Annotated in this window: 34 protein-coding genes; 16 read left to right on the forward strand and 18 right to left on the reverse strand. The window is 74.5% G+C overall.

Annotated features, from left to right (window positions below):
• Positions 1-34 precede the first annotated feature (34 nt).
• A complete protein-coding gene (locus Q5530_RS31125; protein WP_415366391.1) occupies positions 35-955 on the forward strand; it encodes an EamA family transporter in 921 nt (306 codons plus the stop codon).
• Between the two features lie 8 nt (positions 956-963).
• Here Q5530_RS31125 and Q5530_RS31130 read toward each other — a convergent pair whose 3' ends face one another.
• The 12 genes from Q5530_RS31130 to Q5530_RS31185 form a co-directional block, all read right to left on the reverse strand.
• Entirely contained in the window at positions 964-1,443 is a 480-nt protein-coding gene (locus Q5530_RS31130; protein ID WP_415366392.1) for a hypothetical protein, read from the reverse strand.
• Between the two features lie 10 nt (positions 1,444-1,453).
• Positions 1,454-2,536 carry an ATP-dependent DNA ligase gene (locus tag Q5530_RS31135; protein ID WP_415366393.1) on the reverse strand — a complete coding sequence of 361 codons (1,083 nt, stop codon included), beginning with the start codon at positions 2,534-2,536 and terminating at the stop codon, positions 1,454-1,456.
• An 18-nt stretch (positions 2,537-2,554) separates the two neighbouring features.
• Positions 2,555-3,091, reverse strand: a complete 537-nt coding sequence (locus Q5530_RS31140) for an alkaline shock response membrane anchor protein AmaP (RefSeq protein WP_415366394.1) — start codon at positions 3,089-3,091, stop codon at positions 2,555-2,557.
• Positions 3,088-3,630: a DUF6286 domain-containing protein gene (locus Q5530_RS31145; RefSeq protein WP_415366395.1), complete on the reverse strand. Its 543-nt coding sequence runs from the start codon at positions 3,628-3,630 to the stop codon at positions 3,088-3,090. Before Q5530_RS31145 ends, Q5530_RS31140 begins: the two co-directional genes overlap by 4 nt.
• 3 nt (positions 3,631-3,633) lie before the next feature.
• On the reverse strand, positions 3,634-3,882 hold the full coding sequence (locus Q5530_RS31150) for an Asp23/Gls24 family envelope stress response protein (protein WP_415366396.1): 249 nt from the start codon (positions 3,880-3,882) through the stop codon (positions 3,634-3,636).
• 38 nt (positions 3,883-3,920) lie between these two features.
• Positions 3,921-4,097 (reverse strand): hypothetical protein, encoded by a 177-nt coding sequence (locus Q5530_RS31155; protein WP_380643016.1) that lies wholly within the window; start codon positions 4,095-4,097, stop codon positions 3,921-3,923.
• 8 nt (positions 4,098-4,105) lie between these two features.
• Entirely contained in the window at positions 4,106-4,303 is a 198-nt protein-coding gene (locus Q5530_RS31160; RefSeq protein WP_415366397.1) for a hypothetical protein, read from the reverse strand.
• A complete protein-coding gene (locus Q5530_RS31165) occupies positions 4,300-4,548 on the reverse strand; it encodes a hypothetical protein (RefSeq protein ID WP_415366398.1) in 249 nt (82 codons plus the stop codon). Before Q5530_RS31165 ends, Q5530_RS31160 begins: the two co-directional genes overlap by 4 nt.
• Positions 4,549-4,553: 5 nt before the next feature.
• Entirely contained in the window at positions 4,554-5,006 is a 453-nt protein-coding gene (locus Q5530_RS31170) for an Asp23/Gls24 family envelope stress response protein (RefSeq protein ID WP_415366399.1), read from the reverse strand.
• Between the two features lie 77 nt (positions 5,007-5,083).
• The gene (locus Q5530_RS31175) at positions 5,084-5,602 is read right to left on the reverse strand and encodes a hypothetical protein (protein WP_415366400.1); all 519 of its coding nucleotides are present in this window, start codon (positions 5,600-5,602) and stop codon (positions 5,084-5,086) included.
• The gene (locus Q5530_RS31180; RefSeq protein ID WP_415366503.1) at positions 5,599-6,165 is read right to left on the reverse strand and encodes an RNA polymerase sigma factor; all 567 of its coding nucleotides are present in this window, start codon (positions 6,163-6,165) and stop codon (positions 5,599-5,601) included. Before Q5530_RS31180 ends, Q5530_RS31175 begins: the two co-directional genes overlap by 4 nt.
• An 89-nt stretch (positions 6,166-6,254) precedes the next feature.
• Positions 6,255-7,022, reverse strand: a complete 768-nt coding sequence (locus Q5530_RS31185) for a pyrimidine reductase family protein (protein ID WP_415366504.1) — start codon at positions 7,020-7,022, stop codon at positions 6,255-6,257.
• 39 nt (positions 7,023-7,061) lie between these two features.
• On the opposite strand from Q5530_RS31185, the gene zapE reads away from it, so the two are divergent.
• The 5 genes from zapE (at position 7,062) to Q5530_RS31210 (ending at position 11,504) form a co-directional block, all read left to right on the forward strand.
• Positions 7,062-8,069, forward strand: coding sequence for a cell division protein ZapE (zapE, locus tag Q5530_RS31190; RefSeq protein WP_415366401.1), 1,008 nt, complete (start codon positions 7,062-7,064; stop codon positions 8,067-8,069).
• Positions 8,070-8,335: 266 nt separating this feature from the next.
• The gene (locus Q5530_RS31195) at positions 8,336-8,578 is read left to right on the forward strand and encodes a DUF3040 domain-containing protein (RefSeq protein WP_415366402.1); all 243 of its coding nucleotides are present in this window, start codon (positions 8,336-8,338) and stop codon (positions 8,576-8,578) included.
• Between the two features lie 164 nt (positions 8,579-8,742).
• Positions 8,743-10,371, forward strand: a complete 1,629-nt coding sequence (locus Q5530_RS31200; protein WP_415366403.1) for an ABC-F family ATP-binding cassette domain-containing protein — start codon at positions 8,743-8,745, stop codon at positions 10,369-10,371.
• 18 nt (positions 10,372-10,389) lie between these two features.
• Positions 10,390-11,301, forward strand: coding sequence for a COX15/CtaA family protein (locus Q5530_RS31205; protein WP_415366404.1), 912 nt, complete (start codon positions 10,390-10,392; stop codon positions 11,299-11,301).
• A complete protein-coding gene (locus Q5530_RS31210) occupies positions 11,298-11,504 on the forward strand; it encodes a hypothetical protein (RefSeq protein ID WP_415366405.1) in 207 nt (68 codons plus the stop codon). The genes Q5530_RS31205 and Q5530_RS31210 overlap by 4 nt, the downstream gene beginning before the upstream one ends.
• Here the strand turns inward: Q5530_RS31210 and Q5530_RS31215 are convergent.
• Complete coding sequence (locus Q5530_RS31215) at positions 11,501-12,355, reverse strand: NAD(P)H-hydrate dehydratase (RefSeq protein WP_415366406.1); 855 nt, start codon at positions 12,353-12,355, stop codon at positions 11,501-11,503. The genes Q5530_RS31210 and Q5530_RS31215 overlap by 4 nt on opposite strands.
• Positions 12,333-13,037, reverse strand: a complete 705-nt coding sequence (locus Q5530_RS31220; protein ID WP_415366407.1) for a histidine phosphatase family protein — start codon at positions 13,035-13,037, stop codon at positions 12,333-12,335. Before Q5530_RS31220 ends, Q5530_RS31215 begins: the two co-directional genes overlap by 23 nt.
• A 59-nt stretch (positions 13,038-13,096) precedes the next feature.
• Between Q5530_RS31220 and Q5530_RS31225 the strand changes: the two genes are divergently transcribed.
• Positions 13,097-13,732 carry a hypothetical protein gene (locus Q5530_RS31225; protein WP_415366408.1) on the forward strand — a complete coding sequence of 212 codons (636 nt, stop codon included), beginning with the start codon at positions 13,097-13,099 and terminating at the stop codon, positions 13,730-13,732.
• On the opposite strand, the gene Q5530_RS31230 is transcribed toward Q5530_RS31225, so the two are convergent.
• Complete coding sequence (locus Q5530_RS31230) at positions 13,698-15,071, reverse strand: DUF2252 domain-containing protein (RefSeq protein ID WP_415366409.1); 1,374 nt, start codon at positions 15,069-15,071, stop codon at positions 13,698-13,700. The two genes, Q5530_RS31225 and Q5530_RS31230, sit on opposite strands and share 35 nt — an antisense overlap.
• A gap of 94 nt (positions 15,072-15,165) precedes the next feature.
• Entirely contained in the window at positions 15,166-16,389 is a 1,224-nt protein-coding gene (gene rocD, locus Q5530_RS31235) for an ornithine--oxo-acid transaminase (protein WP_415366410.1), read from the reverse strand.
• Positions 16,390-16,531: 142 nt separating this feature from the next.
• Here rocD and Q5530_RS31240 point away from each other — a divergent pair, with 142 nt between their 5' ends.
• From Q5530_RS31240 to Q5530_RS31265, 6 genes are all read left to right on the forward strand, one after another.
• Positions 16,532-17,398: a PPK2 family polyphosphate kinase gene (locus tag Q5530_RS31240; protein ID WP_415366411.1), complete on the forward strand. Its 867-nt coding sequence runs from the start codon at positions 16,532-16,534 to the stop codon at positions 17,396-17,398.
• Positions 17,399-17,540: 142 nt separating this feature from the next.
• Positions 17,541-18,605: a lactonase family protein gene (locus Q5530_RS31245; RefSeq protein WP_415366413.1), complete on the forward strand. Its 1,065-nt coding sequence runs from the start codon at positions 17,541-17,543 to the stop codon at positions 18,603-18,605.
• Positions 18,606-18,660: 55 nt separating this feature from the next.
• Positions 18,661-19,446, forward strand: coding sequence for an SGNH/GDSL hydrolase family protein (locus Q5530_RS31250; RefSeq protein WP_415366414.1), 786 nt, complete (start codon positions 18,661-18,663; stop codon positions 19,444-19,446).
• 50 nt (positions 19,447-19,496) lie between these two features.
• On the forward strand, positions 19,497-20,282 hold the full coding sequence (locus tag Q5530_RS31255) for a HipA family kinase (RefSeq protein ID WP_415366505.1): 786 nt from the start codon (positions 19,497-19,499) through the stop codon (positions 20,280-20,282).
• Complete coding sequence (locus tag Q5530_RS31260) at positions 20,266-20,655, forward strand: DUF3037 domain-containing protein (protein ID WP_415366415.1); 390 nt, start codon at positions 20,266-20,268, stop codon at positions 20,653-20,655. The genes Q5530_RS31255 and Q5530_RS31260 overlap by 17 nt, the downstream gene beginning before the upstream one ends.
• Before the next feature lie 70 nt (positions 20,656-20,725).
• Complete coding sequence (locus Q5530_RS31265) at positions 20,726-21,883, forward strand: LCP family protein (RefSeq protein ID WP_415366416.1); 1,158 nt, start codon at positions 20,726-20,728, stop codon at positions 21,881-21,883.
• A gap of 54 nt (positions 21,884-21,937) precedes the next feature.
• Here the strand turns inward: Q5530_RS31265 and Q5530_RS31270 are convergent, their stop codons facing one another.
• Positions 21,938-23,119: an MFS transporter gene (locus tag Q5530_RS31270; protein WP_415366417.1), complete on the reverse strand. Its 1,182-nt coding sequence runs from the start codon at positions 23,117-23,119 to the stop codon at positions 21,938-21,940.
• Between the two features lie 116 nt (positions 23,120-23,235).
• On the opposite strand from Q5530_RS31270, the gene Q5530_RS31275 reads away from it, so the two are divergent.
• Complete coding sequence (locus tag Q5530_RS31275) at positions 23,236-23,949, forward strand: TetR/AcrR family transcriptional regulator (RefSeq protein WP_415366418.1); 714 nt, start codon at positions 23,236-23,238, stop codon at positions 23,947-23,949.
• 249 nt (positions 23,950-24,198) lie between these two features.
• Here the strand turns inward: Q5530_RS31275 and Q5530_RS31280 are convergent, their stop codons facing one another.
• Entirely contained in the window at positions 24,199-24,333 is a 135-nt protein-coding gene (locus tag Q5530_RS31280; protein ID WP_415366419.1) for a hypothetical protein, read from the reverse strand.
• A gap of 195 nt (positions 24,334-24,528) precedes the next feature.
• Here Q5530_RS31280 and Q5530_RS31285 point away from each other — a divergent pair, with 195 nt between their 5' ends.
• A complete protein-coding gene (locus Q5530_RS31285; RefSeq protein ID WP_415366420.1) occupies positions 24,529-25,293 on the forward strand; it encodes a 3-hydroxybutyrate dehydrogenase in 765 nt (254 codons plus the stop codon).
• 41 nt (positions 25,294-25,334) lie between these two features.
• Positions 25,335-26,669, forward strand: coding sequence for an MFS transporter (locus tag Q5530_RS31290; protein ID WP_415366421.1), 1,335 nt, complete (start codon positions 25,335-25,337; stop codon positions 26,667-26,669).
• The last annotated feature ends 4 nt before the right edge of the window (positions 26,670-26,673 follow it).

Here is a 26,673-nt window from a genome sequence, read left to right on the forward strand (position 1 = left end):
ATCCAGGTGAGGCCCCGGTGAGCGGGCTGTCAGGATGGGTGACGTGGTCACGGTGCACGTCGAAGGCATCCCCGAACGCAGGTATCACCGCTCGGGGCCGGTCGGGTTCGCGTCCAGGGCGTTCGGCGCGGTCCCGCCGCCCGCCCTGGTGCTGCTGGGCGTGATCAGCGTCCAGGTCGGCGCGGCGGTGGCCAAGCAGCTGTTCACCCTGGCGGGCGCGGCCGGCACGGTCACGCTGCGGCTCGTGCTGGCCGCGCTGGTGCTGCTGGTGGTGTGGCGCCCGTCGCTGCGGCTGGACCGCCGGACCTGGGTGGTCATCGCCTCGTTCGGCCTGGTGCTGGGCGCCATGAACCTGTGCTTCTACCAGGCGATCAAGCACATCCCGCTGGGCGCGGCGGTCACCCTCGAGTTCCTGGGCCCGCTGGCGGTGGCGGTGTTCGGCTCGCGCCGCTGGCTGGACGGCCTGTGGGCGCTGCTCGCGGCGGCCGGCGTGCTGATGCTGACCAGGGTGGACGGTGGGCTGGAGCCGGCAGGCGTGCTGTTCGCGCTGGCTGCGGGCGCCTGCTGGGCCGGGTACATCCTGCTGGGCGCGGCGCTGGGCAGCCGCACCTCCGACGGCCGGGGCCTGGCGCTGGCGATGGTGTTCGGCGCGGCGCTGGCGCTGCCGTTCGGCGTGGCCGAGGCGGGCACGGCGCTGCTGGACCCGGTGGTGCTGATCGCGGGCGCGGCGGTGGCGCTGCTGTCCTCGGTCGTCCCGTACTCGCTGGAGCTGGAGGCGCTGCGCCGCATCCCGCCGCGCGTGTTCGGCATCCTGATGAGCGTGGAACCCGCGGTCGCCGCGCTGGCCGGCCTGGTCGTGCTCCACGAGGCCCTGCACCCCGCGCAGTGGGCGGCGGTGTTCTGCGTGGTGCTGGCGTCGGTCGGGGCGACGCGGACGGCCCGACCGGAGGTGTAGCGGCGAGGTCAGGACCGCTCGGGACCGGCCTTCTCCGGCACCTTCTCGGCGGCCTTCTCCGGGGGCTCCTCCGTGCCCAGCCTGCCGTCGAGCAGCTCGCCGCCGCGCTGCTCGAACTCGCCCGCGTAGGCGGCGGAGTACTTCCGGAACAGCGCGAGCCGGTCGCCGCCCGCCGCGACCTCGGCCCGGAACTCGTCGTGCAGCAGGCGCATGGCGTTGACGTCGCCGCGCCGCTGCCGGCTGTGCAGGTAGGGCTTGAACGTCACGTTCAGCCCGCCCACCAAGGCCGCCGCGAGCAGCAGCACCTTGCCCAGCGCGGTCTCCGACGAGGTGAAGCCGACCGCCAGCACGGCGGGCACCAGGATCAGCACGACCGTGTAAGCCACGCCGGTCGTGCGGTGCACGTTGCGCCACAGGGTCAGCCGGCGGCAGTCCCGCCGCATCCGCTGGTCCAGTTCGCCGATGAGCGCGTCCGCGTCCCCCACCACGACCGGGAGACTACGCGGGTCGCACCTCTCCGCGCAGGACCGACTCCACGTCGTAACGGGCCGGCTGGTCGAGCTGGTCGTAGCGGCACGACCCGGGCTCCCGGTCGGGCCGCCAGCGCCGGAACTGGCCGTTGTGCCGCAGCCGGGCGGGCGCGGCGCCCTCGGTCTGCGCGTAGGAGATCTCCAGCACCCGCTCGGGCCGCAGCGCCACCCACCCCGCCTGCTTGCCGCGCCACCGGTTGATCTCGCCGGGCAGCCGGCGGCCGTCCGGCTCGACCAGCCACGGGTGGTCGTCCTCGGTGATCAGCCCGGCCAGCTCGGCGGCCAGCGCCCGCCGCTCGGCGGCCTTGAACGACCCGACCACGCCCACGTGGTGCAGCACGCCCCCGTCGTCGTGCAGGCCGAGCAGCAGCGAGCCCACCGCGGTGCCCGGCTCGGTGTCCTTGTGCCAGCGCAGGCCCGCGACCACGCACTCGGCGGTGCGGGCGTGCTTGACCTTGATCATGACGCGCTTGCCGGGGGAGTAGGGCGCGGCCGCGGGCTTGCCGACGACCCCGTCCAGGCCCGCGCCCTCGAACAGCTCGAACCACTGCCCCGCCACCGCCGCGTCCGGGGTGGAGGGCGTCAGGTACAGCGAGTCGCCGGGCGTGATCAGGCCCTCCAGCTCCTCGCGCCGCTTCGCGCACGGCTCGTCCAGCAGCACCCGGTCGCCCAGCGCGAGCAGGTCGAACGCCACGAAGCTCGCGGGCTGCTGCTCGGACAGCAGCGCGATGCGGCTGGCCGCCGGGTGGATGCGGTCGGACAGCGCGTCGAAGTCCAGCCGGTCGTCCTTGGCCACGACCAGCTCGCCGTCCACCACGACCCGCGGCGGCAGGGCGCGCCGCAGCGCGGCCTCCGCCTCGGGGAAGTAGCGGTTGAGCGGCTTGCCGCTGCGCGACTGGAGGACCACCTCGTCACCGTCGCGGAACACCACGCACCGGTAGCCGTCCCACTTCGGTTCGAACAGCAGGCCGGCGTCGGTGGGGATGGTGTCGACGGCGGTGGCCAGCATCGGTTGCAGGGGAGGGTTCAGCGGGAGCGCCACGCCGGCCATCCTGCCTGGTCGGCCGCCTCAGCGCACGCGTTCGCGCTCCTCGGCGGCCAGGTCCAGCCGCACGGTGGCGGGCAGCGCGGCGACGCCCAGCGCCCGGCGGGCCCGGACCAGCACCCGGTCGTCCAGCTCCCGCCACACCGCCCGCACGTCCGCGCCGTGCCGCAGCGTCAGCCGCACCCGCAGCGCGGGCGTGCCGACGACCCGCACCCGCGCCCGGGACACCCCGCCGATCCGCTCGGCGTCCGACCGGACCGCCGCGGCCAGCGCCTTCGCCGTCACCACCAGCCGCTCGTCCAGCACCAGGTCGGGGTGGGCCTCGGGCCGCGCCGCCCGCCACGCCCACCGCAGGCCCAGCACCACCAGGACCAGCCCCAGCACGACCAGGCCGACCCGCACCCACGGCAGGTGGCGGTCGACCAGGTCGAGCACCACCGGGTCCAGCACCGGCCGGTCGACCCGCCACCGGTGCAGGGCCACCACCCCGCCCCCCACGAGCAGGGCGACGAGCCCGAGCAGGAACGCCGCGGCCCGCTCGGCGCCGTTCGCCCGGTTCACCGGACCTCCCCGGGCACGAGGGGCCGGGCGGCCCGGTCCTTCGGGGAGAGGACCACCACCGACACCTTCGGCCGGACCGGCATCGGCAGCTCCTCGACCGCCGACCGCGCCACCTCCAGCAGCCGGGGGCGCAGCGACGCCTCGTCGTGCACGCGGCTGGTCACCCGCACCCGCACCCGGCGGCGCGACGCCGTCACCGACGCGCCGGACACGCCCTCCTCGGCCCGCACCCGGTGGCCGACCACCCGGGCCAGCGAGGTCGGCGTGGTCACCACCCGCACGCCGGCGGCCGGCTCGTCCAGCGGGACCTCCGACGACCGCGCGGTCAGGGCCAGGACCAGCAGCACCAGCCCGCCGGCCGCCACGCCCGCGCCGACCAGCGCCACCGGCCGGTCGGTCCACGCCCAGCCCGCCAGGGACACCCCGGTCAGCGGACCGCGACCGGCCCACCGCCACACCACCTCGGCCACCAGCAGCAGCCCGGCGGCGGCCAGCGCCAACCCCAGCGGCGGCGACAGCACCCGCAGCAGCACGCGCACCGCTCACCCCACCCGCGTCCGCGGCCCGGTGCGCAGCTCCGCCACCGTCACCGCCACCGACCGGACCCGGTAGCCGGTGATCCGCTCGACCTCGTCGACGACGCTGCGCCGCACCTCCGCCGCCGCCTCCCGGACCGGCGCGGGCCAGCCCAGCGCCACCCGGACCGCCACCGCCACGTCGTCCTCCGTCCGGTCCACCCGCACCGCCGCCGGCTCCGCGCCGGGCACGAGGCCCACCGCGTGCTCGGCCACCTTCCGCACCACGGACGGGTGAATCTCCAGGGTGCCGCTCACCGGTCGCGGCCCCGGCCGAGCAGGTCGCCCAGGTCGAGCCGCCCGTCCAGCACGCGGCCGGCGACCAGCCCGATCACCCCCACCGCCAGGGTCACCAGGAAGGCGGTGAACCCGCTCGTCGCGGCCAGGCCCAGCACCAGGCCCGCCAACAACCCCACCTGCGTCGCGCTCATCAGCTCTCCTACTCCAGGTCTCGACGGGGCCGCCGGCGCAACCGGCGCCACCAGGGCCGGCGCTCCACCACGACCGGCGCGTCCCAGCGGGCGCCCAGCTCGTCGCGCAGCGCCGCCAGCCCGAGGGCGAACGCCTCGGGATCGCCGCCCACGTCCGGGTGATGGGCCCGCACGAACGCGCGGAACTCCGCGCCGCGGCGCCTCACGCGGCCACCAGGTCGGCCACCACGACGTCCACCGGCGCCGGCCCGGTCACCGCCCGCACCCGGTCCCGCAGCTCGTCGACCACCTCGGGGATCGGGCGCCCGAGCCGCAGCACCACCGCGACGCCCACGCGCCCCTCCACCCGGACGCCGACCACGCGCCGCCCCGGCAGGTAGGAGGCGAAGGCGTCGTCGAGCCGCGCCACGGCCGGGTGCGCGAGCACCGCCGCCTCGACGCCCTCGGACACGTCCGTCACTCGACCCGGCCCGGCCCGGCGGACCGGTCGCGGTCGTCGTCGTCCTCGGGCAGGTGGATGTCGTTGACCGCGATGTTGACCTCGATGACCTCCAGGCCGGTGGTCCGCTCGACCGCGGTGATCACGTTGCGCCGCACGGCCCGCGCCAGGTCGACGATGCCCGCGCCGTACTCGACCACGAGGTCCAGGTCGATCGCGGCCTGCTTCTCGCCGACCTCGACCGCGACGCCCGCGGTGTTCGCGGTGCCCGCGCCGGGGATGCGCTCGCGCAGCGCGCCGAACGCGCGGGAGACGCCGCCGCCGAGCGCGTGCACGCCGGAGATCTCCCGTGCCGCGATGCCCGCGACCTTCTGCACGACCGACGACGCGATGGTGGTCTTGCCCTGCGCGGTGTCGTCGGCCAAGCGGGCGGGGACGTTGCCCTCCGGCCTGGTGGTGCCCTGAGCCATGGCGGGTCCTTTCCGGATCGTTGTGCGCACGATCGGATGCGGACCGTCACCGGGTCATGCCGGTGATGTGACCGGGGTCACTCGATGTCGACCAGGTGGACGTCCACCGCGGGCGCCACCGCGCCCAGCCGCGCCGCCAGTTCCGCGGCCAGCCGCACCCGCAGCGCGTCCGCCGCCTCCACCGCGGCCGTGCCGTACCGGGCGGCGACCAGCACCTGGAGCCTGCCGGCCTCCACCGCCGCGCCGCGCACGCGCAGGTCGAACCCCGCCGCGAGGTCGACGGCGAGCCGCCGCGACACCGCGAGCACCGCCCCCGCGGAGACGGTCAGCCGACCGCCCTCCTGCTCCAGCACCACCGGCTCGCCGACGGGCCGTGCGCCGCGCACCGCGCCCAGCACCCGGTCCACCAGGCCGGGCGGCGTCGGCACCGGCGTCACGGCCGTCCGCCGCACCGCCCGCCACCGCTCGCGCAGGACGTCCGCCTCGGCGGCGCAGAACGGACACCCGGCCGCGTGCCCGGCCAGCTCCGCGTCATCACCCTCGGTGACCAGGCGCACCAGGTCGGCCTCAGCGCGGCCGCAGGGGAGCACGCTCACCGCCGGTCCCCCAACTTCGCCATGAGCGCCACCCTCGCCCGGTGCAGCCGCGAGCGCAAGGCCGGCACCGGGATGCCCAGCACCTCGGCCACCTCCTCGTAGCTCAGCCCCTCCAGCTCGCGCAGCACCAGCGGCACCCGTTGCGTGGGCTCCAGGGTCGCGATCGCGCGCAGCACCACGTCGGTGACCTCGTTGCGCAGCAGGGCCACCTCGGGCCCGCCGTCCGCCCGGGGCTCCGGCGCGGACTCCAGCGGCACGGTCGGCCGCGCCCGGCGCAGGTGGACCAGCGCGGCGTTCGTCACCACCCGGTACAGCCACGTCGAGGCGGCCGCGTCACCCCGGAACCGGGGCAGCGCCCGCCACGCCGAGATCCACGCGTCCTGCACCACGTCCTCGGCCTCGACCGGGTCGCCCACGACCCGCAGCGCGACCCGGTACATGCGCCCGGTGTGCCGGCGGACCAGCTCGTCGAAGGCCGCGGGGTCCCCGCGCACGGCCGCCGCCAGCAGCGGCCCGTCCTCCGCAGCCCCGGCCGTCCCGACCTCCGCGTCACCGGCCGCCACAACCCCCGCGCCACCCGCGTCACGCGTGCCACCCGCCGGACCGGCCACCTCCCCACCCGCCGGGTCCGGCTCCGGCTCCGGGTCCGGTGTCACGCGAGCGCCCGGCGGTACCGCAGCAGCAACGCGCTGTCGGCGTGCAGCACCGACGCCAGCTCCAGCCGCCGGGGCACCTCCGGGCCGGTGGCGATCCGCCCCGCGTCCCCGCCCACCAGCAGCGGCGAGAACGTCACGCACAGCACGTCCACCAGGTCGGCCGCGACCAGCGAGCCGAACAGCGCGGGCCCGCCCTCGCAGTCGACCCGCCGCAGCCCGCGCTCGTCCAGCGCCGCCAGCGCCACGCGCAGGTCCACCTCCGCCTCACCGGCCACCACCACGTCCGCCCCGGCCTCGACCAGCGCCCGCCGCCTGCCCTCGGGCGCCGCGGCCGTGGTGATGACGATCGGCGGGACCGGCGTGCCGGCCACCAGCGGGGACGACGGCTCGACCGAGCACCGCGCGGTCACCACGGCGATCGGCGGCACGGGCGCCAGCCCCAGCCGGGCCCGCCGCTCGGCGCGGACCTCGCCCACCCGGACCCCCTGGTAGCCCTCCGCCGCCGCTGTCCCGTGCCCGACCAGCACCACGTCGCACAGGTCGCGGCCCAGCACGAAGACCTTCTTGTCCGCGGCGTTGCCCAACCCGGCGGACCGGCCGCCCACCGCCACCGCACCGTCCACGCTGGACACGAAGTTGACCTGCACCCAGGGCCGGTCGAGCCCGTCGGGGTAGTCGTAGAGCCGTTCCAGCTCCTCGTCGGTGACCTCCTCGCCGGTGCTGTTCCCGCCGGGGGTCCCGCCGTCACGTGGTGGCCACAACATCCGCACGACCACATCCCAGCACGCCATTAGGCTTCGGGCATGTCCGCCACGCGCCTGTCCGACCGAACCCCGCACGTCGAGGCGGACGAGCTGGTCGCGGCGATGGTCCCGCCGCCCAGGTTCGACGGGGTCCGCTTCGACACCTACGAGCCCAACCCGGACGAGCCGAGCCAGGCGGCGGCCGTGGCGGCGTGCCGCGGGTTCGCCGAGCGGGTCTCCGGGGACGGTCGCCAGAGCTGGCTGGGCTCGCTGTTCAAGCGCTCGCCCCGGCCCGACGACCAGCCGGGCCTCTACCTGGACGGCGGGTTCGGCGTCGGCAAGACCCACCTGCTGGCCTCGACCTGGCACGCCGTGCCGGGGCCGAAGTCCTACGGCACGTTCGTGGAGCTGACCAACCTGGTCGGCGCGCTGGGCTTCGCCGAGACCGTGCGGCGGCTGTCCGGGCACCGCCTGCTCGCCATCGACGAGTTCGAGCTGGACGACCCGGGCGACACCATGCTGGTCACCCGCCTGGTCAAGGAGCTGACGGCGGCGGGCGTCTCGGTCGCCGCGACCTCCAACACCCTGCCGGACAAGCTCGGCGAGGGCCGCTTCGCCGCCGCCGACTTCCTCCGCGAGATCCAGTCGATGTCGTCCAGGTTCGCGGTCGTCCGGGTCGACGGCCCCGACTACCGCCACCGCGGCCTGCCCGACGCCCCGCCGCCGATGGCCGACGAGGACCTGCGCGCCAAGGCCGCGAGCACCCCCGGCAGCACCCTCGACGACTTCGCCGACCTGTGCCGCTCCCTGGCCCGCCTCCACCCGGCCGGCTACGGCCGCCTGGTCGACGGCGTCACCGCGGTCCACCTCAGCGGCGTCCACCCGGCCCCGGACCAGTCGGTGGCCCTGCGCCTCGTCGCCCTGGGCGACCGCCTCTACGACCGCGACATCCCGGTAGCCGTCTCCGGCGCCCCCCTCTCCGACCTCTTCACCCCCGAGATGCTGACCGGCGGCTACCGCAAGAAGTACCTGCGCGCCATCTCCCGCCTGGTAGCCCTCTCGCGCTGACCCACCCGACCTGAACGCTCAACTCACCCGACTTGAACGTACGACTCGCGGGTCCTGAACGTACGACTCGCGCGGTCTGAACGTACGACTCGCGCGGCGCGAGTGTTCGACTCGCGCGCGAGTCGTACGTTCGGGACTGCCGTGTCGTACGTTCAGGACCCCCGAGTTCAACGTTCGGGGCGGTGCCGTGTCGGCCGTTCGGGGCCTGTGGACCCCCCGTTCGGGGCTGGTTTTGCCTGGTTGGGGCCGGGTATCCCTCGCCCGTGATGAGCGAAGCGGAACGCCGCACCCTGAGTGAGATCGAGATGAGACTCGCGGACGAGGAGCCGGGCCTGGCCTCGGCGCTCGTCGCCGGGAAGCCCGGCAACCCGGTCCTGAGCTACGCCCTGATCGCCGTGTTCGCCGCCCTGGGCGTGCTGCTGCTGGTGCTCGGGTCCTTCGGTCCGGCGTTGGGCTCGCTCGGGTTCGCCGCCGTGCTGGTGCTGACGCGCGGGTACACCTGGCGTTAGGCGGACCGCGCCACCAGGGCCCGGTGCGACCGGGACCGGCCGTTGCGGCGTGCTCATCCACGCGCGGCCGGTGACCACCGGGCCCGACCACCGGCGCGGCACCGCCATGACCTCGCCGACACCGGGGCAAAAGCGCTGGCCACCGCCCCCTCCCATGCCGGACCATGCCGGTCGTGGGATTCCTGGACGCCAACGGCCTCGCCTTCCGCCTGCCCGACGGCCGCGAGCTGTTCCGCGACGTCTCGTTCAAGGTCGGCGCGGGCAGCGTCGTCGCGCTGGTCGGTGCCAACGGCGTCGGCAAGACGACCCTGCTCCGCATCCTCTCCGGCGAGCTGACACCCGGCGCGGGCAGCGTCCGCGTGCAGGGCGGCCTGGGCGTGATGCCGCAGTTCGTGGGCTCGGTCCGCGACGGCAGCACCGTCCGCGACCTGCTCCTGGCCGCCTCGCCGCACCCCCTGCGCGCCGCCGCCGAGGCCCTCGACGCGGCCGAGCTCCAGCTCATGGACACCGACGACGAGCCGACCCAGTTCCGCTACGCCGACGCGCTCACCGCGTGGGGCGAGGCCGGCGGCTACGAGGCCGAGGTCCTGTGGGACACGGTCACCGTCGCCGCCCTGGGCGTGCCGTTCGACCGGGCCCGGTTCCGCGAGGTCCGCACGCTCTCCGGCGGCGAGCAGAAGCGCCTGGTGCTGGAGGCCCTGCTGCGCGGCCCCGAGCAGGTGCTGCTGCTCGACGAGCCGGACAACTACCTGGACGTGCCGGGCAAGCGCTGGCTGGAGACCCGCCTCACCGAGACCGGCAAGGCCGTCCTGCTGGTCAGCCACGACCGCGAGCTGCTCGACATCGCCGCCACCCAGGTGGTCACCGTCGAGGCCCGGTCCGCGTGGACGCACGCCGGCTCGTTCGGCACCTGGCACGCCGCCCGCGCGCACCGCGTCGAACGCCTCGCCGAGCAGCACCGCCGCTGGGACGAGGAGCACGAGCGCCTCAAGGACCTGGTCCGGACCCTCCAGATCCAGGCGCGGATCAGCGAGGTCATGGCGGCCAAGTACCGCGTGCAGAAGGCCAGGCTGGAGCGGTTCGAGGAGGCGGGCCCGCCGCCGGAGCTGCCGACCGACGAGAAGGTCGCCCCGCGCCTGCGCGGCGGCCGCACCGCCGTCCGCGCGATCACCTGCGCGGACCTGGAGCTCACCGGGCTGATGAAGCCCTTCGACCTCGAGGTCTTCTTCGGCGACCGGGTGGCCGTGCTGGGCTCCAACGGCTCCGGCAAGAGCCACTTCCTGCGCCTGCTGGGCGGGAACGAGGTCGCCCACACCGGCACCGCGCGGCTGGGCGCCCGCGTGGTCCCGGGCCTGTTCGCGCAGACCCACCAGCACCCGGAGTGGATCGGCCGCAGCCTGGTCGACGTCCTGTGGCACGGCGAGGACGGCCGCGCGGGCCGCGACCGGGGCGCCGCGATGGCCACGCTGAGCCGCTACGGCCTGGGCAAGCAGGGCGACCAGCGGTTCGAGACGCTGTCCGGCGGTCAGCAGGCGCGGTTCCAGGTGCTGCTGCTGGAGCTGTCCGGCGCCACGCTCCTGCTGCTGGACGAGCCGACCGACAACCTGGACCTGAACTCGGCCGAGGCGTTGCAGCAGGCCCTGGACGAGTTCACCGGCACGGTCGTCGCGGTCACGCACGACCGCTGGTTCGCCCGCTCCTTCGACCGCTTCCTGCTGTTCCGCTCCGACGGCCGGGTGGTCGAGGTGGACGAGCCGGTGTGGGACGAGGCGCGCGTGGAGCGCGTCCGCTAGCTCCCTAGGCTGCCCGGCGTGACCGTCGTGCAGTCGCCCACCGCCCAAGCCGCCCACGCCGCCGGTGCCACCCGCACCGCACACGCCGCCCGTGCCGCCGCCGCGGCGGCGCTGGTGGCGAACGTGCTCATCGTGCTGACCGGCGCGCTGGTGCGCCTGACCGGCTCGGGCCTGGGCTGCCCGACGTGGCCGCGCTGCACCGGCGACTCGTTCGTGACCACGCCCGAGATGGGCGCGCACGGCGTGGTCGAGTTCGGCAACCGGGTGCTGGGCGTCGTGGTGGGCCTGGTGGTGCTGGTCCTGGTGGTCGCGGTGGCCCGGCACCGCGAGCGCCCGCGCGGCGCCCTGGCCCTGGCGGTCGCCGTCCTGGTCGGGGTGGGTGTGCAGGGGCTGGTCGGCGGGCTGAGCGTGCGGTGGGAACTGGCGCCCGAGGTCGTCGCCGCGCACTTCCTGTTCAGCATGGTGCTGGTCGCGGCGCTGACGGTGCTGGTCGACCTGCTCCGCGGGACCGCGGGCAGGCCGCCGCGGTGGGTCCTGGCGCTGCCGGCGGCACTCGCCGCGGTCCTGGTGCTGGGCACGCTGGTCACCGGCAGCGGCCCGCACGCGGGTGACGAGGACGCCCGCAGGCTCGGCCTGGACGCGGTCGTGGTGACGTCGGCGCACGCGGCGGCCGTGCTCGTGCTGCTCGTCCTCCAGGCCGTGGCGGTGGCGCGGCTGCGGAACCGGGCCGCGGTCGCCCTGCTCGCCCTCACCCTCGCGCAGGGCGCGATCGGCGCGGTCCAGGGCGCGCTGGCCCTGCCGGTGCCGCTGGTGGCCGCGCACGTGGTGGTCGCCGCCCTGGTCGTGGCGGCGACCACGCGCGTCGTGGTCCGCGTTCAACCCGTTCCGGTGATGACGCGCCCGGCCCGCGGGAGGACCCTGGGTACATGAGACGCCGATACAGCAGGCGGTTCTGGCTCGCGTTGGCCGCCGTCCTCGTGCTGACCACCCTCGCCACCCTCGCCACCCTCGCCCAGGTCCTGCTCGACGGGACGGCGGGCCGGGCGCTGACCGTCGCGGTCACCCTCGGCGGCGCCGTGCCCGTCGTGCTCGCCGCCCTCTGGCAGCGGGACGAGCCCGCGGCCCGCGGCTAGCGCGACCGCAGCTCCACCAGCACGTGCGGCACCTCGTCGAGCAGCTCGCGGGCCAGCATGCCGGTCAGCCCCGTGCGCGGCACCAGCCGCTGCCCGGCCATCGCGTGCACGTGCCCGGCCCAGCAGGTGGCCCGCGCCAGGTCCTCGTCCCGGGCCAGCAGCCCGCCGACCAGGCCCGCGAGCACGTCCCCGCTGCCCGAGGTGGACAGTCCGATGTGGCCGGTGCTGTCGCGCCACACCCGCCCGTCCGGCGCGGCCACCACGCCCATCAGGTTCACCACCGCGTCGTGCTTCCCCGCGATCGCCGCAGCCGCCTCCACGTGGTCCTCGACCTCGGCCCCGAGCAGGTATCCCGCCTCGACCGTGTTCGGCGTCAGCACCATCCGCCCGCGCACCGGGTCGCCCAGCCCGGGGTGCGTGCCCAGGGCGCCCAGCGCGAACGCGTCCAGCACCACGGGCCCGCGCACCAGCGGCAGCAGCCGCTCCAGCAGGGCGGCCGTCTCGTCCGGGTCCACCAGGCCGGGCCCGACGACGACCGACGTCGCCTCGCCGACCAGGTCGCCCAGCACGTCCACCGCCTCGCGCGACACCGCGCCCCCGTCGGTCTCGGGCAGCCCGACGACCAGGGCCTCGGGGACCGCCAGCCCGAGCCCGGAGGCGTGCCGCTCGGCGATGGCCAGCTGGAGGGTCTCCGCGCCGGTCCGCAGCGCCGCGATGCCCGAGAGCAGCACCGCCCCCGGCACCCGGCGCGACCCGCCGATCACCAGCACCGTGCCGCGGTCCTCGCGCTCGGGCAGCCACTCGCGCAGCAGCGCGGACGTGACGGGCTCAGGTGGACCTGATCGTGGCATCCTCTGTCTCCGTGGGTTCGGCGCCGTGCGCGCGCAGCTGGTCTGCCTGGAACTCCTCCTCCAGTACCCACAGATCGCCGTCCCGACGCCACGAGGTCAGCGCCCCGTTCGGCACCAGCGAGTTGTGCGCGTAGGCCAGCAGGTCCTTCTCGGGCAGGTGCTCCAGCAGGTAGCGCAGCAGGAAGTGGGTGATCTCGTGCGCGAACAGCAGCACGCGCCGACCCTCCAGGTCCCGCATCAGCGACCGCAGCCGCAGCGTCACGTCCGCCCACGACTCGCCGCCCGGCGGCCGGTGGTAGAACTTGCCGAGCCGCCGCTTGCGGACCAGCTCCTCCGGGTACCGCGCGGCCACGCCGTGGGTGGTCAGCAGGTCCAGCACGCCCAGCTCGCGGTCGCGCAGCCGTTCGTCGACCAGCATCCGGGGGTGCCCGCGCAGCGCCAGCGCGGCCGTGTCGATGGTCCGCCGGTAGGGGGAGGCCACCACCACGTCCGGCCACTGCTCGCGGGGCATCTCGGCGAACCACCGCCCCAGCGCCCGCCCCTGGTCGACCCCCGCCGGGGACAGCGGCACGTCCGCGTCCCGCTCCGGGATGTCGATGACCTCGTGGCCCCCGGACTCCGCGACCTCGCGGGCCACGTTGCCGAGGCTCTCGCCGTGCCTGATGACTCCGATCCACTCCACACCGGCGAACTTAGCGGCGTCATCCCCGGAGTTCACCTCGACGGGGTACAACACCTCCCGTGGAGCACGTGGACGCCTACTGCGAGCGCCTGGGGCCCGGCCTCTGGGCCGAGCCGCTCAACGCCCTGAGCAACGCCGCCTTCCTGGTCGCCGCCGCCTGGCTGTGGTGGCGGTACCGGCCCGGCCCGGCGAGCCTCCGCGCCCTGCCCGTGCTGCTGGCCCTGGTGGGCCTGGGCAGCCTGAGCTTCCACACCCTGGCGACCACGCTGACCAACTGGTTCGACGTCGGGTTCATCGCGGTCTACGTGGTTTGGTACCTGGCCGTGTTCACCCACCACCACCTGGGTGTCCCCTGGTCGCGGGCCTGGTGGGCGATCCCGCTGTTCCTGGTGTTCGCGGTGGTCACCGCGCCGCTGGGCGCGCTGGTCCCGGGTGGCTCGGGCATCTACCTGGCCCCGTTCACCGCGCTGGTGGTGATCACCGCGGTCGCGGCGGCGCGCCGGCGGCCGTGGCACGACCTGGCCGCGGCCGCCGCCGTGTTCGCCGTCTCGGTCACCCTCCGCACGCTCGACGAGCCCCTGTGCGCGGCCTGGCCGACCGGTACGCACTACACCTGGCACGCGTTGAACGCGGTGGTGCTCTACCTGGTCGCCCGCCAGGTCATCCGGTCTCGGCGGCCAGCCGACCGGCCCTGACCGCCCGCACCAGCTCCTCGTGGTCGGCGCAGGTCCGGTCGGCGTAGTCCAGCGCGTACCGGGCGATCGCCCCGTCCAGCTCCTCGCCGCCCGCGCAGTACCCGGCAAGCAGCCTCGGGTCCAGCGACCGGCTGTGCGCGCGGGCCAGCAGCGCGCCCGCGAGCCGGCCGTAGTCGTCCAGGTCGTCGCGCTTGAGCGTGGTCGCGTCGATCTCGCCCTTGCGGTTGCGGAACTGCCGGACGATGAACGGCCTGCCCTCGATGGTGGTCCAGCCCAGCAGGATGTCGGTCTCCGCCTGCACCAGCCGGGCGCCGTGCACGATCCGCTTGCCCTCGTGCTTGACGGGCGCGGCGGGCAGGAACGGGGCCAGCGCCGACGGCCGGGCCTCCTTGGCCTGGAGCACCAGCGCCTCGTCGCCGTTGCCGTGCAGCAGCACGAGGTAGTTGCGCAGCCCGACGCTGCCGGTGCCGACCACGCGGAACGCCACGTCCGACACGCCGTAGCGCATGATCAGGTTGTAGCGGGACTCGCGCAGCGTGTCCACGTAGGCCGGCAGCGCGTCCACCACGGTCCGCGCGACCCCGGGGGAGATGCGGGTCAGCACCGGCGGGTCCGGGATGAACCGCCAGTGCTCGTCCTCGCGCCTGGTCCACTTCGCCGCCACCCGGGCGCTGGTGTTGCGGCGGGCCTTGGACGCGGCCCTGGTGAAGTGGTCCAGCAGGTCGTCGGCCTTGGTCCGGGACAGCGCCGACTCGTCGCCCAGCGCGCTCCACGACTCCAGGAACGGCATCTCGGCCAGGCGCCGGGCCGCGCCCCGGTAGGCGCGCACGGCGTCCTCGGCGGCGTCGCGGCAGCCCTTCTCCGACACGCCGCCCTCGCGGCCGGCCAGCACCAGCGAGGTGGCCAGGCGCTTGAGGTCCCACTCCCACGGGCCGGGCAGCGTCTCGTCGAAGTCGTTGACGTCCATGACGATGGCGCCCTCGGGCGTGCCGTAGAGCCCGAAGTTCGCCGCGTGCGCGTCGCCGCACAGCTGGGCGTCCAGCCCGGTGCGCCCGCCCACCGCCAGGTCGCCCGCCATGAGGCCGGCGCTGCCCCGGAAGAAGGCGAACGGCGAGGCGAGCATCCGGCCGACCCGCAGCGGCACCAGCTCGGGCAGCCTGCCCTCGTTGGACGCCTCGACGAACTCGACCACCCCCGGCCGGTCGGGGGCGAGCGGCACCTCGCGGTGCGCCTCGTGGCTCACCGCCGCGCGCAGCTCGCGACCGCGCGCCAGGACCTCCTCCGGTTCGGTCCACCGGCCCAGCGCCCTGGCCGCTTCGGCCCGCTTGCGTTCACCCATGTGGTCAATGATGGGCGTCGGGGTCGACGAACACCGCGACCTCGACACGTCTGTGACCTGCGCAATCGGGCTGAAGGTGCAATTCGGGCACCGGTCAGCGGTGCGTGGTCAGCACCTCACCGATCGCGTCCACGCCGCGGTCCAGCTCGGCGCGGGTGATCACCAGCGGCGGCGCCACGCGCAGCGTCGTGTCCCGGGTCTCCTTGCAGAGCACGCCCCGCCGCGCCAGCGCCTCGGACGCCTCCCGCCCGCGCGGGCCGCCGGGCGCGATCTCCACCCCGGCCCACAGGCCGCGCCCGCGCACCTCGGCCACCCCGTGCCCGACCAGCTCGCCCAGCCGCGCGTGCAGGTGGGCGCCCAGCTCGCGGGAGCGCCGCTGGAACTCGCCGGTCGACAGCAGCCGCACCACGGCCCGGCCGACCGCGCACGCCAGCGGGTTGCCGCCGAAGGTCGACCCGTGCTCGCCGGGCCGCAGCACGCCCAGCGCCGCCCGGCTGCCGACCACCGCGGACACCGGCAGGATGCCGCCGCCCAGCGCCTTGCCCAGCGTGTAGAGGTCGGCGCGCACGCCCTCGTGGTCCAGCGCCAGCACCTCGCCGGTGCGGCCGAGGCCGGACTGGATCTCGTCGGCGATCATCAGCGCGCCGTGCTCGTCGCACAGCGCCCGCACGCCCGCGAGGTAGCCCGCCGGGGGCACGACCACGCCCGCCTCGCCCTGGACCGGCTCCAGCAGCACGGCCGCGGTGCGCTCGGTGAACGCCGCGCGCAGCGCGTCGAGCGAGCCGTACTCGACCACCCGGAAGCCCGGCGTGAACGGCCCGAAGTCGGCGCGGGCGCTCTCGTCGGTGGAGAACGACACGATCGTGGTGGTGCGGCCGTGGAAGTTCGAGCCCGCGACGATGATCTCGGCGGTGCCCTCCGGCACCCCCTTGACCCGGTAGGCCCACTTGCGGGCGACCTTGATCGCGGACTCCACCGCCTCCGCGCCCGAGTTCATGGCCAGCACCAGGTCGGTGCCGGTCAGCTCGGCCAGCTCGCGGCAGAACAGGCCGAACTGGTCGTGGTGGAACGCTCGGCTGGTCAGCGTGACCCGGCCCAGCTGCTCGACCGCGGCGGCCACCAGCTCCGGGTGGCGGTGGCCGAAGTTCAGCGACGAGTAGCCGGACAGGAAGTCCAGGTAGCGGCGCCCCTCGACGTCGGTCACCCACGCGCCCTCGCCGTGGGAGATCACGACCGGCAGCGGGTGGTAGTTGTGCGTGCTCCACTCGTCGTCGAGCGCGATGAACTGCTCGGAGGTGGGAAGGGCGGTGGCGGTCATGTCATCAGGCTAGAGGGCGGATGCCAGCGATTTCAGCCGCCGGCCGTTGCGTGTCCGGTGTATTCGTTGCGCAATCCGCTGTTAACGCAGTGATCCGTTGCGCAGCACGCGCTCATCCCGGGGGGCGACTACTTTGGCGAAGATGGCGAAGAAGTCCACGCGGGTCCAGTCGGTCTCCACCGCCTTCCGGGTCGGTCCGGAATTCGACCTCGCGGGGGTCGACCCCGCCGCCACGCCGGTCGGGCCGTCGTCGAAGGTCGAGGCCGCCGAGGACCTGGCGGCGGTCGGCGAGCAGCTCGACGCGCTCCAGGAGACCCTCTACGCCGAGGGCCTCGGCGGGGGTCGCCGCAGCGTGCTGCTGGTGCTCCAGGGCATCGACACCTCCGGCAAGGGCGGCACGATCCGGCACGTCGCGGGCCTGGTCAACCCGCAGGGCCTGCGCATCGCCTCGTTCAAGAAGCCCACCCCGGCCGAGCGGCGGCACCACTTCCTGTGGCGCATCCGCAAGCAGCTGCCCGAGCCCGGCTACATCGGCGTGTTCGACCGCTCCCACTACGAGGACGTGCTGGTCCCGCGGGTCGACGAGCTGGTGCCCGCCGCCGAGCTGGACCGCCGCTACGAGGCGATCAACGACTTCGAGCGCGAGCTGGCCGAGGCGGGGACGACGGTGGTCAAGTGCCTGCTGCACATCTCGCCGCAGCGGCAGCGGGAGCGGTTGATCGCCCGGCTGGAGAACCCGGTCAAGCGGTGGAAGTACGACCCGCACGACCTGGCCGTGCGGGCGAAGTTCTCCCGGTACCAGCTGGCCTACCAGGAGGCGCTGACCCGGTGCTCGACGCCGGTCGCGCCCTGGCACGTCGTCCCGTCCGACCGCAAGTGGTACCGGAACTGGGCGGTGGCCCGGCTGCTGCTGGAGGCCCTGCGGGACCTCGGACCGGTGTACCCGGAGCCCTCGTACGATCCCCAGGTCGAGTTGGCCCGCCTCCGGGAGGACGATCCGTTGCGCTGAGCGCAATCTTCGTTGCGCCTCTTGCTGATCGACGACGGTCCGGGCCAGTGTGGAACTGCCGCGGGCGGTCGAGCGGAGGTTCGGTGTGGTTGTGGACAGGCGTCGGTTCCTGGGGGCCGTTGGTGTGGGAGCGGGGTTGCTGATGACCGAGGGCGTGGCGACGGGAGAGGGGCGCGCGGAGGTGCGCGCCTACCTGGGCACCTACACCACCTGGCCGGGCGGTGGGCGCGGGATCGGACTGGGCTCGTACGACCCGGCCACCGGTCGGCTGCGCGCGACCGGCGTGGTGGAGGGCGTGCCCAACCCGTCCTTCGTGATCGACGCGGGCAGGTACCTGTACGCGGTCGACGAGCAGGCGGACGGCGCGGTGACCGCCCTGGCCGTGGGCCCGGACGGGGTGCCGGAGGTGATCAACAGCCAACCCACCGGCGGCGCCGACCCGTGCCACCTGGCGCTGCACCGCGGGTTCCTGCTGTCGGCCAACTACAGCTCCGGCAGCGTCGCCGTGCACCCGGTGCGGCCCGACGGCGGCCTGGGCGAGCGCACCGACCTGGTCGAGCACTCCGGCTCCGGGCCCGACCCCGAGCGGCAGGAGGGCCCGCACGCCCACCAGGTGCTGCCCGACCCGAGCGGCGAGTTCGTGCTGGCGGTGGACCTGGGCACCGACTCCGTGCACGGCTACCGGCTCGGCGACGACGGCAGGCTGGCCCTGGTGAGCACCGCGCGCCTGCACCCCGGCGCGGGGCCGCGGCACCTGGCGTTCCACCCGTCCGGGCGTTACGCCTACATCGCCAACGAGCTGGACTCGACGGTCGTGGTGGCGGGCTACCGGCGCGGGGTGCTCTCGCCCGGCCCGAAGCTCAGCACGCTCCCCGAGGGCGCGCCCACCTCGCCGCGCAACTACCCCGCTGAGGTCGTGGTGTCCGCCGACGGCCGGTTCGCCTACCTGTCCAACCGGGGGCACGACAGCGTCGCGGTGTTCGCCGTGGAGCGCGGCGGCGCGGCGCTGCGGCTGGTCGAGGCGACGCCGGTGGGCGGCCGGTACCCCCGGCACATCACCCTCGACCGGGCCGGCCGGTTCCTGCTCGCGGCCAACCAGAACTCCGGCGACGTCACCTCGTTCGCCGTCGACCGGACCACCGGGAAGCTGCGGCAGGTGGGCTCGCTGGAGGTGCCGATCCCGGTCTGCGTCGCCCTGAAGGGGTAAGCCCCGACGGGTTAACTTCCGGGCCGACCACTGTCCACAGTGGTAGGACGACCGCATGAAGATGATCGCGGTCGCGCTGCTGATGTCCCTCGCCCCCGCCCCCGCCGCGCCGGAGCACGTCGCTCTCGGCGACTCCTACGCGGCGGGGCTCGGCGCGGGAGGGGAGTCGTCGGACTCGTGCCGGCGCAGCCCCCGCGCCCACCCCGCGCTGTGGGCCGAGCGCGCCGGCGCGTCACTGGTGTTCGCCGCCTGCTCGGGCGCCACCACGGTGGAGGTGACGCGGCAGGCGTCCCGGATCACCCCCGCGACGACGCTGGTCACCATCACGGTCGGCGGCAACGACGCCGGCTTCGCCGACGTGATGACCACCTGCGCGCTCGGCAAGGACGAGGCGTGCGAGGAGCGGGTGGCGCGGGCCGAGGCGTTCGTCCGGGACGAGTTGCCCGCCCGGCTGGACGGCGTCTACGCCGCGGTGCGCGAGCGGACGTCGGCGGAGGTGGTCGTGCTCGGCTACCCGCACCTGTTCAGCGACAGCGCGCTGTGCGTGATGGGCGAGCGCAAGCGGGACGCGCTCAACGGGGCCGTGGACGTGCTGGCCGAGGTGACCGCGGCGCGGGCAGAGGAGGCCGGGTTCACCTACGCCGACGTGCGCGACGAGTTCGCCGGCCACGGCGCGTGCGCGGCCGACGCGTGGATCAACGGGCTGGTGCTGCTCCCGACCGACCGGTCGTTCCACCCCACCGCCCGGGGTCAGGAGTCCGGCTACCTGCCGGCGCTGGCGGCGGCGGTCGGCGGTGCCGCGGTCGAGGCCGGGGAGCCGGCCCTCGTCCCGGCCGGCTGACCGGTTGGCGGTGGCCGCGGCCGACCGGCGATGATGCCCGCGTGAAACCCATGAACGGGCTGCGGCGGGTCGCGGCCACCCGCTACGTCACGCCCCTCCGGGAGGGCGGCTCCCTGCCGGGGCTGGTGGAGGCCGACGACCTCGGCATGTACGTGCTCAAGTTCCGCGGCGCGGGCCAGGGCGTCAAGGCGCTGGTCGCCGAGGTCGTGGTGGGCGAGCTGGCCCGCCGGCTGGGCTTCGACGTGCCGGAGCTCGTCCTGGTGGACCTGGACCCCGAGCTGGGCCGGTCCGAGCCCGACCAGGAGGTGCAGGAGCTGCTGAGGGCCAGCGGCGGGTGGAACCTGGGCCTGGACTACCTGCCCGGCTCGTTCGACTACAACCCGGTGGTGCGCGAGCCGTCCGCCGAGCTGGCCGCGCGGCTGCTGTGGCTGGACGCGCTGACCCTCAACGTGGACCGCAGCTGGCGCAACCCCAACACCCTGCTGTGGCACCGGCAGCTGTGGCTGATCGACCACGGCGCCTCGCTGTACTTCCACCACTCGTGGCGGCCGGAGCGGTTCCCGGCGGCGAGCTACCGGTTCGACGCCGCCGACCACCTGATGACGCCGTTCGCGGGCCCGCTCGGGCCGGTCGACGCCGAGCTGTCCGCGCGCGTGACGCCCGGACTGGTGCGCGAGGTGCTGGCGCTGGTGCCGGACGGGTGGCTGGCCGAGGACGAGGCGTTCGGCACGCCCGAGGCCGTGCGCGACGCGTACGAGCGGTTCTTCGCCGCCCGCCTGGCCGGGCCGCGGACGTGGGTCGACGAGCTGGAGGCCGCGCGTGCCGCACGTGTTTGAGTACGCCCTGCTGCGGGCGGTGCCGCGGCAGGAGCGGGGCGAGTTCGTCAACGTCGGCGTGCTGGTCTACTGCCGGGACCTGGACTTCCTGGGCGCCCGCGTGCACGTGGACGAGGCGCGGGTGCTGGCGCTGGACCCGTTCCTGGACGTGGAGGTGCTGCGGGCCAGCCTGGCGCACCTGGGCCTGTCCTGCGACGGCGCGCCGACCGCGGGACCGGTGTCCCGCACGTCGCCCGGCCAGCGCTTCCGCTGGCTGACCGCGCCCCGGTCGACGATCATCCAGACCTCGCCCGCGCACACCGGTCTGACCGACGACCCGGCGGCCGAGCTGGACCGCCTGCTGACCGCGCTGGTGCTGCCGCCCGACCACTAGGCTGGCAACCTCTTGGCGCGCGCCGCGTCTTTAGGTGCGAGCAGTGGCCGACACACGGAGCGGGGTCGTCATGAACGCCGGGTATCAGCAGGGCGGGTACCAACGGGGTGGGCGGCCGCCGCAGCGCCCCCAGCAGCGGACGCGGGCCTACCCGGTCGGCGGTGGGCAGCCGCAGGACGCGCACCGGCCGCCGCCCTCCTACCAGCCGGCCGGGCAGCGGCACCCCGGGCAGCAAGCCGTCGCGGCGCAGGGCGGGTACCGGCAGGCGCCGCCGCGGCGCAAGCGGGGCATCGGGCGCACCATCGGCGTGGTGCTGGTGCTGCTGCTGGTGTTCGCCGTCGGCATGTGGGTCTACGTCGACTCGTCGCTGCGCCGCATCGACGCGCTGCCCGACTACGAGGGCAGGCCCGCCGACACGCCGGGCACCAACTGGCTGCTGGTCGGCTCGGACGCGCGCGACGACCTGTCCGAGGAGCAGAAGGCCGCGCTGGCCACCGGTGACGCGGCCGGCCGGCGCACGGACACCATCATGCTGCTGCACATCCCGGAGGGCTCCGGGAAGGCGACGCTGGTGAGCATGCCGCGCGACTCCTACGTGGACATCCCGGGCAACGGCAAGAACAAGATCAACGCGGCGTTCGCGTTCGGCGGCGCGCCGCTGCTGGTGCAGACCGTCGAGGGCGCCACGGGCATCCGCGTCGACCACTACATGGAGATCGGCTTCGGCGGGTTCGCCGGGATCGTGGACGCGGTCGGCGGCGTGGACCTGTGCGTCGACGAGCCGATCCAGGACCCGTTGGCCGGGCTGGACCTCCAGGCGGGCTGCCAGGAGCTGGACGGCGCGCAGGCGTTGGGCTTCGTGCGGACCCGGGCGTTCGCCCGAGCGGACCTCCAGCGGGTGGAGAACCAGCGCAAGTTCCTCGCCGCGCTGACCGAGAAGGCGACGAGCCCCTCCGTGCTGGCCAACCCGTTCCGCGCGTTCCCGCTGCTGTTCGCGGGCACGGACTCGATCTCGATCGCGGAGGACGACAACCTGCACAACCTCGCGGGCATGGCGTTCGCGATGGGCGGGGGAGTGGACACGGTGACCGTGCCGGTGGGCGGCACCCCGACCATCGGCGGCGTCGGCTCGGTCGTGCAGTGGAACCGGGATCAGGCGCTGGCCCTGTTCGGCGCGCTGGAGCGGGACGAGCCGGTGCCCGCCGAACTGCTCCAGCCGCCCCAGTAGGACCCTCTCGTCGGGCCGCCGGGGGGGAGCACTCCCCGGCGGCCCTCTTCCGCGTCAGGCCCGCCCGACCTCCACCGGCACGTCGGGCACGCCGAGCGCCCGCACCGCTCTCGGCACGACGACCGCGCCGGCCAGGATCATCCCGGCGGCCACCAGGCACGCGACCCACCAGTGCGCCCCGTCGTAGAGCACGCCCGCCGCCAGGCTGCCGAGCAGCGCGCCGACCAGGCAGGCCGACTCGTACACGCCCATGCCGCGGCCGACCTGCCCGGCGGACGCCTCCGCGATGACGGCCTGCTGCACCGGCAGCACCGCCGCCCACGCCAGCCCGCTGAGCACCCACAGCCCGGCGATCACGTGCGGGGTCGGGGCCCACGCCAGGCTCACCGCGAACGCGCAGCTCGCCGTCGAGGCGGTGACCAGCACCCGCCGCCGCCCGAACCGCAGCACGTACCGGTGCAGGTACCCGGCCGCGACGCTCATCGCGACGGCGCCGGGCAGGAACACCCACGCCACCTCGACCACCTCCAGGCCGAACCCGCGTTGCAGGTGCAGGAGTAGCAGCAACCCCACGGCGGCCTCGGCGGCCATCGTCATCACGACGGCGAACAGCATGGGGCGCAAGCGTTTGCCCACCGCCCTGAGCCCGGTCTCGGCTCCAGTCTTGGCCGCAGCCGTGCCGGTGCCAGTGCCCATGTCGGTGCCCGTGCCGCCGCACCCCGGTCGTCGCGGCGCCGTCAGGAGGCACACCGCCGCGATCGCGCACGCGCCTGAACACGCCCAGAACAGGCCGCCGAACCCGAGGGACCCGACCAGCGACAGCCCCACCACGAAGGCCACCCACGCCCCGGTCTCCTGGGCCGAGAGCAGGCGCGCGAACACCGCCGAGTCCTCGGCCAACCGCTCGCTCACGATCGCCCGCACCGCCACCCACAGCAGCGCGCCCCCGACACCGCCGACCGCCGCCGCCACGTAGGCCACCGGGGCGGACTGGGCGACCGCGTACCCGGCGCAGGACAGCGCGTAGAGCAGCGCCCCGGCGGCAGCGGTGAAGCGGCGGTCCCACCGGTCCGCCACCACCCCCGCGACCGGCCGCACCACCACCGACAGCGCCATCTCCACCGCGAGCAGCACGCCGATCTCACTCCCGCGCAACCCGATCGCCGCACCCGCCCACAGCGGCAACACGAAGTCGATCAGCTCGGTGGGCCCGTTGGTGAGCGTCGCCGCCCACAACGCCCGCCTCTCCCTCTCGCCTCCCGCCGCTCCTCCGCTTCCTCGTTCCTCCGTCATCTCTCCCCCAAACTCCGAACACCGTTCGTACAACTCCGAACGGTATACTGGGTTTCACCATGGGTGCAAAGGACGACGTGCGGCGGCGGACGCTGGAGCTGCTGTGGAAGGACGCGCGCCGACCCGCGCGGGGTCCGCAGCGCGGCTTGACCGCGGAGGGCATCGTCGAGGCGGCGATCGGCCTGGTGGAGGCGGAGGGCCTGGCCGCGCTGTCGATGCGCCGGGTGGCCCAGGAGCTGGGCGTGGGAACCGCGTCGCTCTACACGTACCTGCCGGGCAAGGCGGAGCTGGAAGCGCTGATGCTCGACGCCGTGGCGCTGGACGACACGCTGCCGCACGAGTGGCCGGGCGACTGGCGCGCGAAGGTCGAGGCGTGGGCGCGGTCGGACTGGGAGGGCTTCCGCGAGCACCCGTGGGTGCTCCAGTTGGTGGCGGCCGCGCCGTTCCCCGGGCCGAACGCGATCCGGTGGCTCGACTCGGCGCTGCGGGCGCTGGAGGACACCGGGTTGAGCGAGGCCGACAAGATGGCCGTGGTCGAGTCGGTGGACGCCTACGTGCGCGGCCAGGCCCGCCTGAGCCTGGACACCCGCGAACCGGACGCGGACGAGTCCCGCGAGCGCGACGCCGCACTGGCCGGACTGATCGACTTCACCGACTACCCGGCCCTGCTCAAGTCCCTCCAGTCAGGCGTGACCCCCTACGCCGCCGACCGCTTCGAATTCGGCCTGCAACGCCTCCTGGACGGCATAGCCACCCTGATCCCCACCCCTTGACCCGCGCGAGTCGTACGTTCAGACCCACCGTGTCGTACGTTCGCGACCCCCGAGTTCACCATTCGCGTCGTTCCGTGCCTGGTCAGCGGTTACCCGCCGGTAGCCCTCGCACGGTCGCGAATGGTGAACTCGCCTGTCCCGAGTGTTCGACACGGTGGTCGTGAACGTTCGACTCGCGGGGTCTGAACGTGTAACTCGGGGGGTCTGGACGTACGACACGCGAGGTCTGGACGTACGACTCGCGCGGGGTCAGGGGGTGGGGACGGTGGGAGGGGTAGGGGGAGGGGGAGGGGTGGAGGACTTGGCTGGCTCGACGTCCTTGCTGGCGAGGATGATGCCCTCGAACTCGCGCAGCAGGTCGTCGTAGATCGGCGTGAGTGACACTTGGTAACCCCCATTGGCTGGTTCGTCCCCCGATCGGGCCAAGGCAGCCTACTTCGCGGGGGTGGGTGACTTCATGCGGTATTCACGAAGTCGATGTCATTTTGGCCGGCTGGTGGTTGGGCACACTGATTACCGGTGAGTTGTGTCGGCTGCTCACATGGGCGCTGCACCGCAGGTCACCTAGCGTTTCGGGCCATGACTAGTGCCCCCGGTCACAGCACCGACCTGTCCGGCCGCACCGCCCTGGTCACCGGCGCGGGCAGCGGCATCGGCCGGGCGTGCGCGGTGGCGCTGGCCCGCGCGGGGGCCGAGGTGCACCTGGTCGACCGCGACCGCGACGCCGTGGCGGGGGCCGCCCGCGAGACCGGCGGCACGCAGCACGTGGTCGACCTCGCCGGGCCCGACCTGGACCGGCTGCCCGCCGAGGTCGACGTCCTGGTCAACAACGCGGGCCTCCAGCACGTCGCCCCGGTGCACGAGTTCCCGCCCGACCGGTTCGACCTGCTCCAGCGCGTCATGGTCACCGCGCCGTTCCTGCTCGCCCGGCACGTCCTGCCGCACATGTACCGGCACGGCTGGGGCCGGGTGGTCAACATCTCCAGCGTGCACGGCGTGCGCGCCAGCGCCTTCAAGTCCGCCTACGTCGCCGCCAAGCACGGGCTGGAGGGCCTGAGCAAGGTCGTCGCCCTCGAAGGCGCCCCGCACGGCGTCACCAGCAACTGCGTCAGCCCCGGCTACGTGCGCACCCCGCTGGTGGAGAACCAGGTCGCCGACCAGGCCCGCGCCCACGGCATCGAGCCCGACCGCGTGCTGTCCGAGGTGCTGCTCACCCGGCACGCCATCAAACAGCTCGTCGAACCGGCCGAGGTCGCCTCCGTCGTGCTGTGGCTGTGCGGTCCGCACTCCGGCCGCGTCACCGGCTCCACCTTCACGATCGACGGCGGTTGGACCGCCCAGTGAGCGCCAGGCAAGGCCCCTCCCCAACGAAGTGGTGAGCACCCATGACCCAAGCCGCCCCACCGAAGCGCCCCTTCACCAAGGTCGTCATAGCCAGCCTGATCGGCACGACCGTCGAGTGGTACGACTTCTTCCTGTACGGATCAGCGGCCGCGCTGGTGTTCAACAAGCTGTTCTTCCCGAACTCCGACCCGCTCACCGGCACCCTGCTCGCCTTCACCACCTACGCGATCGGCTTCCTGGCCCGCCCGCTGGGCGGCCTGGTCTTCGGCCACTACGGCGACAAGCTCGGCCGCAAGAAGCTGCTCGTGCTCAGCCTGCTGCTGATGGGCGGCGCGACGTTCGCCATGGGCCTGCTGCCCACCTACGCCGCGATCGGCGTGGCCGCGCCGCTGCTGCTGACGTTCCTGCGCCTGGTGCAGGGCTTCGCCCTCGGCGGCGAGTGGGGCGGCGCGGTGCTCATCGTGTCCGAGCACGGCTCGCCGGAGCGCCGCGGCTTCTGGGCGTCCTGGCCCCAGGCCGGCGTGCCGATGGGCAACCTGCTGGCCACGGCGGTGCTCGCGGTGCTGGCCGCGGTGCAGAGCGACGAGGCGTTCCTGTCCTGGGGCTGGCGGGTGCCCTTCCTGCTGTCCGGCGTGCTCGTGGTGATCGGCCTGTGGATCCGGCTGAGCGTGACCGAGTCCCCGGTGTTCCTGGAGGCGCAGCGCAAGGCCGCCGCCCGCGGCGAGCTGGTCGAGAAGCCCCCGATCGTGGCGGTGGTGAAGCACCACTGGCGCGAGGTGCTGATCGCGATGGGCGCCCGCATGGCGGAGAACGTGTCCTACTACGTGATCACCGCGTTCATCCTGGTCTACCTCACCACCGAGCTGGGCCTGTCCCGGTCGGTGGGCCTGAACGCCGTGCTCATCGGCTCCTTCGTGCACCTGGTGACGATCCCGCTGTGGGGCGCGCTGTCCGACCGCATCGGCCGCCGCACCACCTACCTGATCGGCGCGGTCGGCATCGGGCTGTGGATGTTCGCCTTCTTCGCCCTGCTCGACACGAGGTCGTTCCTGCCGATCACGCTGGCCGTCACGGTCGGCCTGGTCCTGCACGGCGCGATGTACGGCCCGCAGGCGGCGTTCTTCTCCGAGCTGTTCGGCACGGAGGTGCGCTACTCGGGCGCGTCCATCGGCTACCAGCTGGCGTCGATCGCGGCGGGCGCGGTGGCGCCGCTCATCGCCACCGCCCTGCTCAGGGAGTACGACAGCACGTTCCCGATCGTGCTCTACGTGCTGGGCATGTGCGTGCTGACCATCATCGCCGTGGTGGCGGCCCGGGAGACCCGCGGCAGCTCCCTCAGCCGCACGGGAACCGAGCGCGCTCACGCGAAAGCGTGACGGT

This window comes from Saccharothrix sp. BKS2 (assembly GCF_047689505.1).
Lineage (GTDB): Bacteria > Actinomycetota > Actinomycetes > Mycobacteriales > Pseudonocardiaceae > Actinosynnema > Actinosynnema lopnurensis.

Coding starts and splice junctions, on each gene's coding strand:
- Q5530_RS31290 (WP_415366421.1), top strand. CDS start 25,335: ATGACCCAAGCCGCCCCACCGAAGCGCCCCTTCACCAAGGTCGTCATA.
- Q5530_RS31135 (WP_415366393.1), bottom strand. CDS start 2,536: ATGGCCGGCGTGGCGCTCCCGCTGAACCCTCCCCTGCAACCGATGCTG.
- zapE (WP_415366401.1), top strand. CDS start 7,062: ATGTCCGCCACGCGCCTGTCCGACCGAACCCCGCACGTCGAGGCGGAC.
- Q5530_RS31230 (WP_415366409.1), bottom strand. CDS start 15,071: ATGGGTGAACGCAAGCGGGCCGAAGCGGCCAGGGCGCTGGGCCGGTGG.
- Q5530_RS31285 (WP_415366420.1), top strand. CDS start 24,529: ATGACTAGTGCCCCCGGTCACAGCACCGACCTGTCCGGCCGCACCGCC.
- Q5530_RS31210 (WP_415366405.1), top strand. CDS start 11,298: ATGAGACGCCGATACAGCAGGCGGTTCTGGCTCGCGTTGGCCGCCGTC.
- rocD (WP_415366410.1), bottom strand. CDS start 16,389: ATGACCGCCACCGCCCTTCCCACCTCCGAGCAGTTCATCGCGCTCGAC.
- Q5530_RS31170 (WP_415366399.1), bottom strand. CDS start 5,006: ATGGCTCAGGGCACCACCAGGCCGGAGGGCAACGTCCCCGCCCGCTTG.
- Q5530_RS31200 (WP_415366403.1), top strand. CDS start 8,743: ATGCCGGTCGTGGGATTCCTGGACGCCAACGGCCTCGCCTTCCGCCTG.
- Q5530_RS31245 (WP_415366413.1), top strand. CDS start 17,541: ATGACCGAGGGCGTGGCGACGGGAGAGGGGCGCGCGGAGGTGCGCGCC.
- Q5530_RS31215 (WP_415366406.1), bottom strand. CDS start 12,355: ATGCCACGATCAGGTCCACCTGAGCCCGTCACGTCCGCGCTGCTGCGC.
- Q5530_RS31155 (WP_380643016.1), bottom strand. CDS start 4,097: ATGAGCGCGACGCAGGTGGGGTTGTTGGCGGGCCTGGTGCTGGGCCTG.
- Q5530_RS31125 (WP_415366391.1), top strand. CDS start 35: ATGGGTGACGTGGTCACGGTGCACGTCGAAGGCATCCCCGAACGCAGG.
- Q5530_RS31250 (WP_415366414.1), top strand. CDS start 18,661: ATGAAGATGATCGCGGTCGCGCTGCTGATGTCCCTCGCCCCCGCCCCC.
- Q5530_RS31275 (WP_415366418.1), top strand. CDS start 23,236: ATGGGTGCAAAGGACGACGTGCGGCGGCGGACGCTGGAGCTGCTGTGG.
- Q5530_RS31195 (WP_415366402.1), top strand. CDS start 8,336: ATGAGCGAAGCGGAACGCCGCACCCTGAGTGAGATCGAGATGAGACTC.
- Q5530_RS31185 (WP_415366504.1), bottom strand. CDS start 7,022: ATGTTGTGGCCACCACGTGACGGCGGGACCCCCGGCGGGAACAGCACC.
- Q5530_RS31265 (WP_415366416.1), top strand. CDS start 20,726: ATGAACGCCGGGTATCAGCAGGGCGGGTACCAACGGGGTGGGCGGCCG.
- Q5530_RS31240 (WP_415366411.1), top strand. CDS start 16,532: ATGGCGAAGAAGTCCACGCGGGTCCAGTCGGTCTCCACCGCCTTCCGG.
- Q5530_RS31255 (WP_415366505.1), top strand. CDS start 19,497: ATGAACGGGCTGCGGCGGGTCGCGGCCACCCGCTACGTCACGCCCCTC.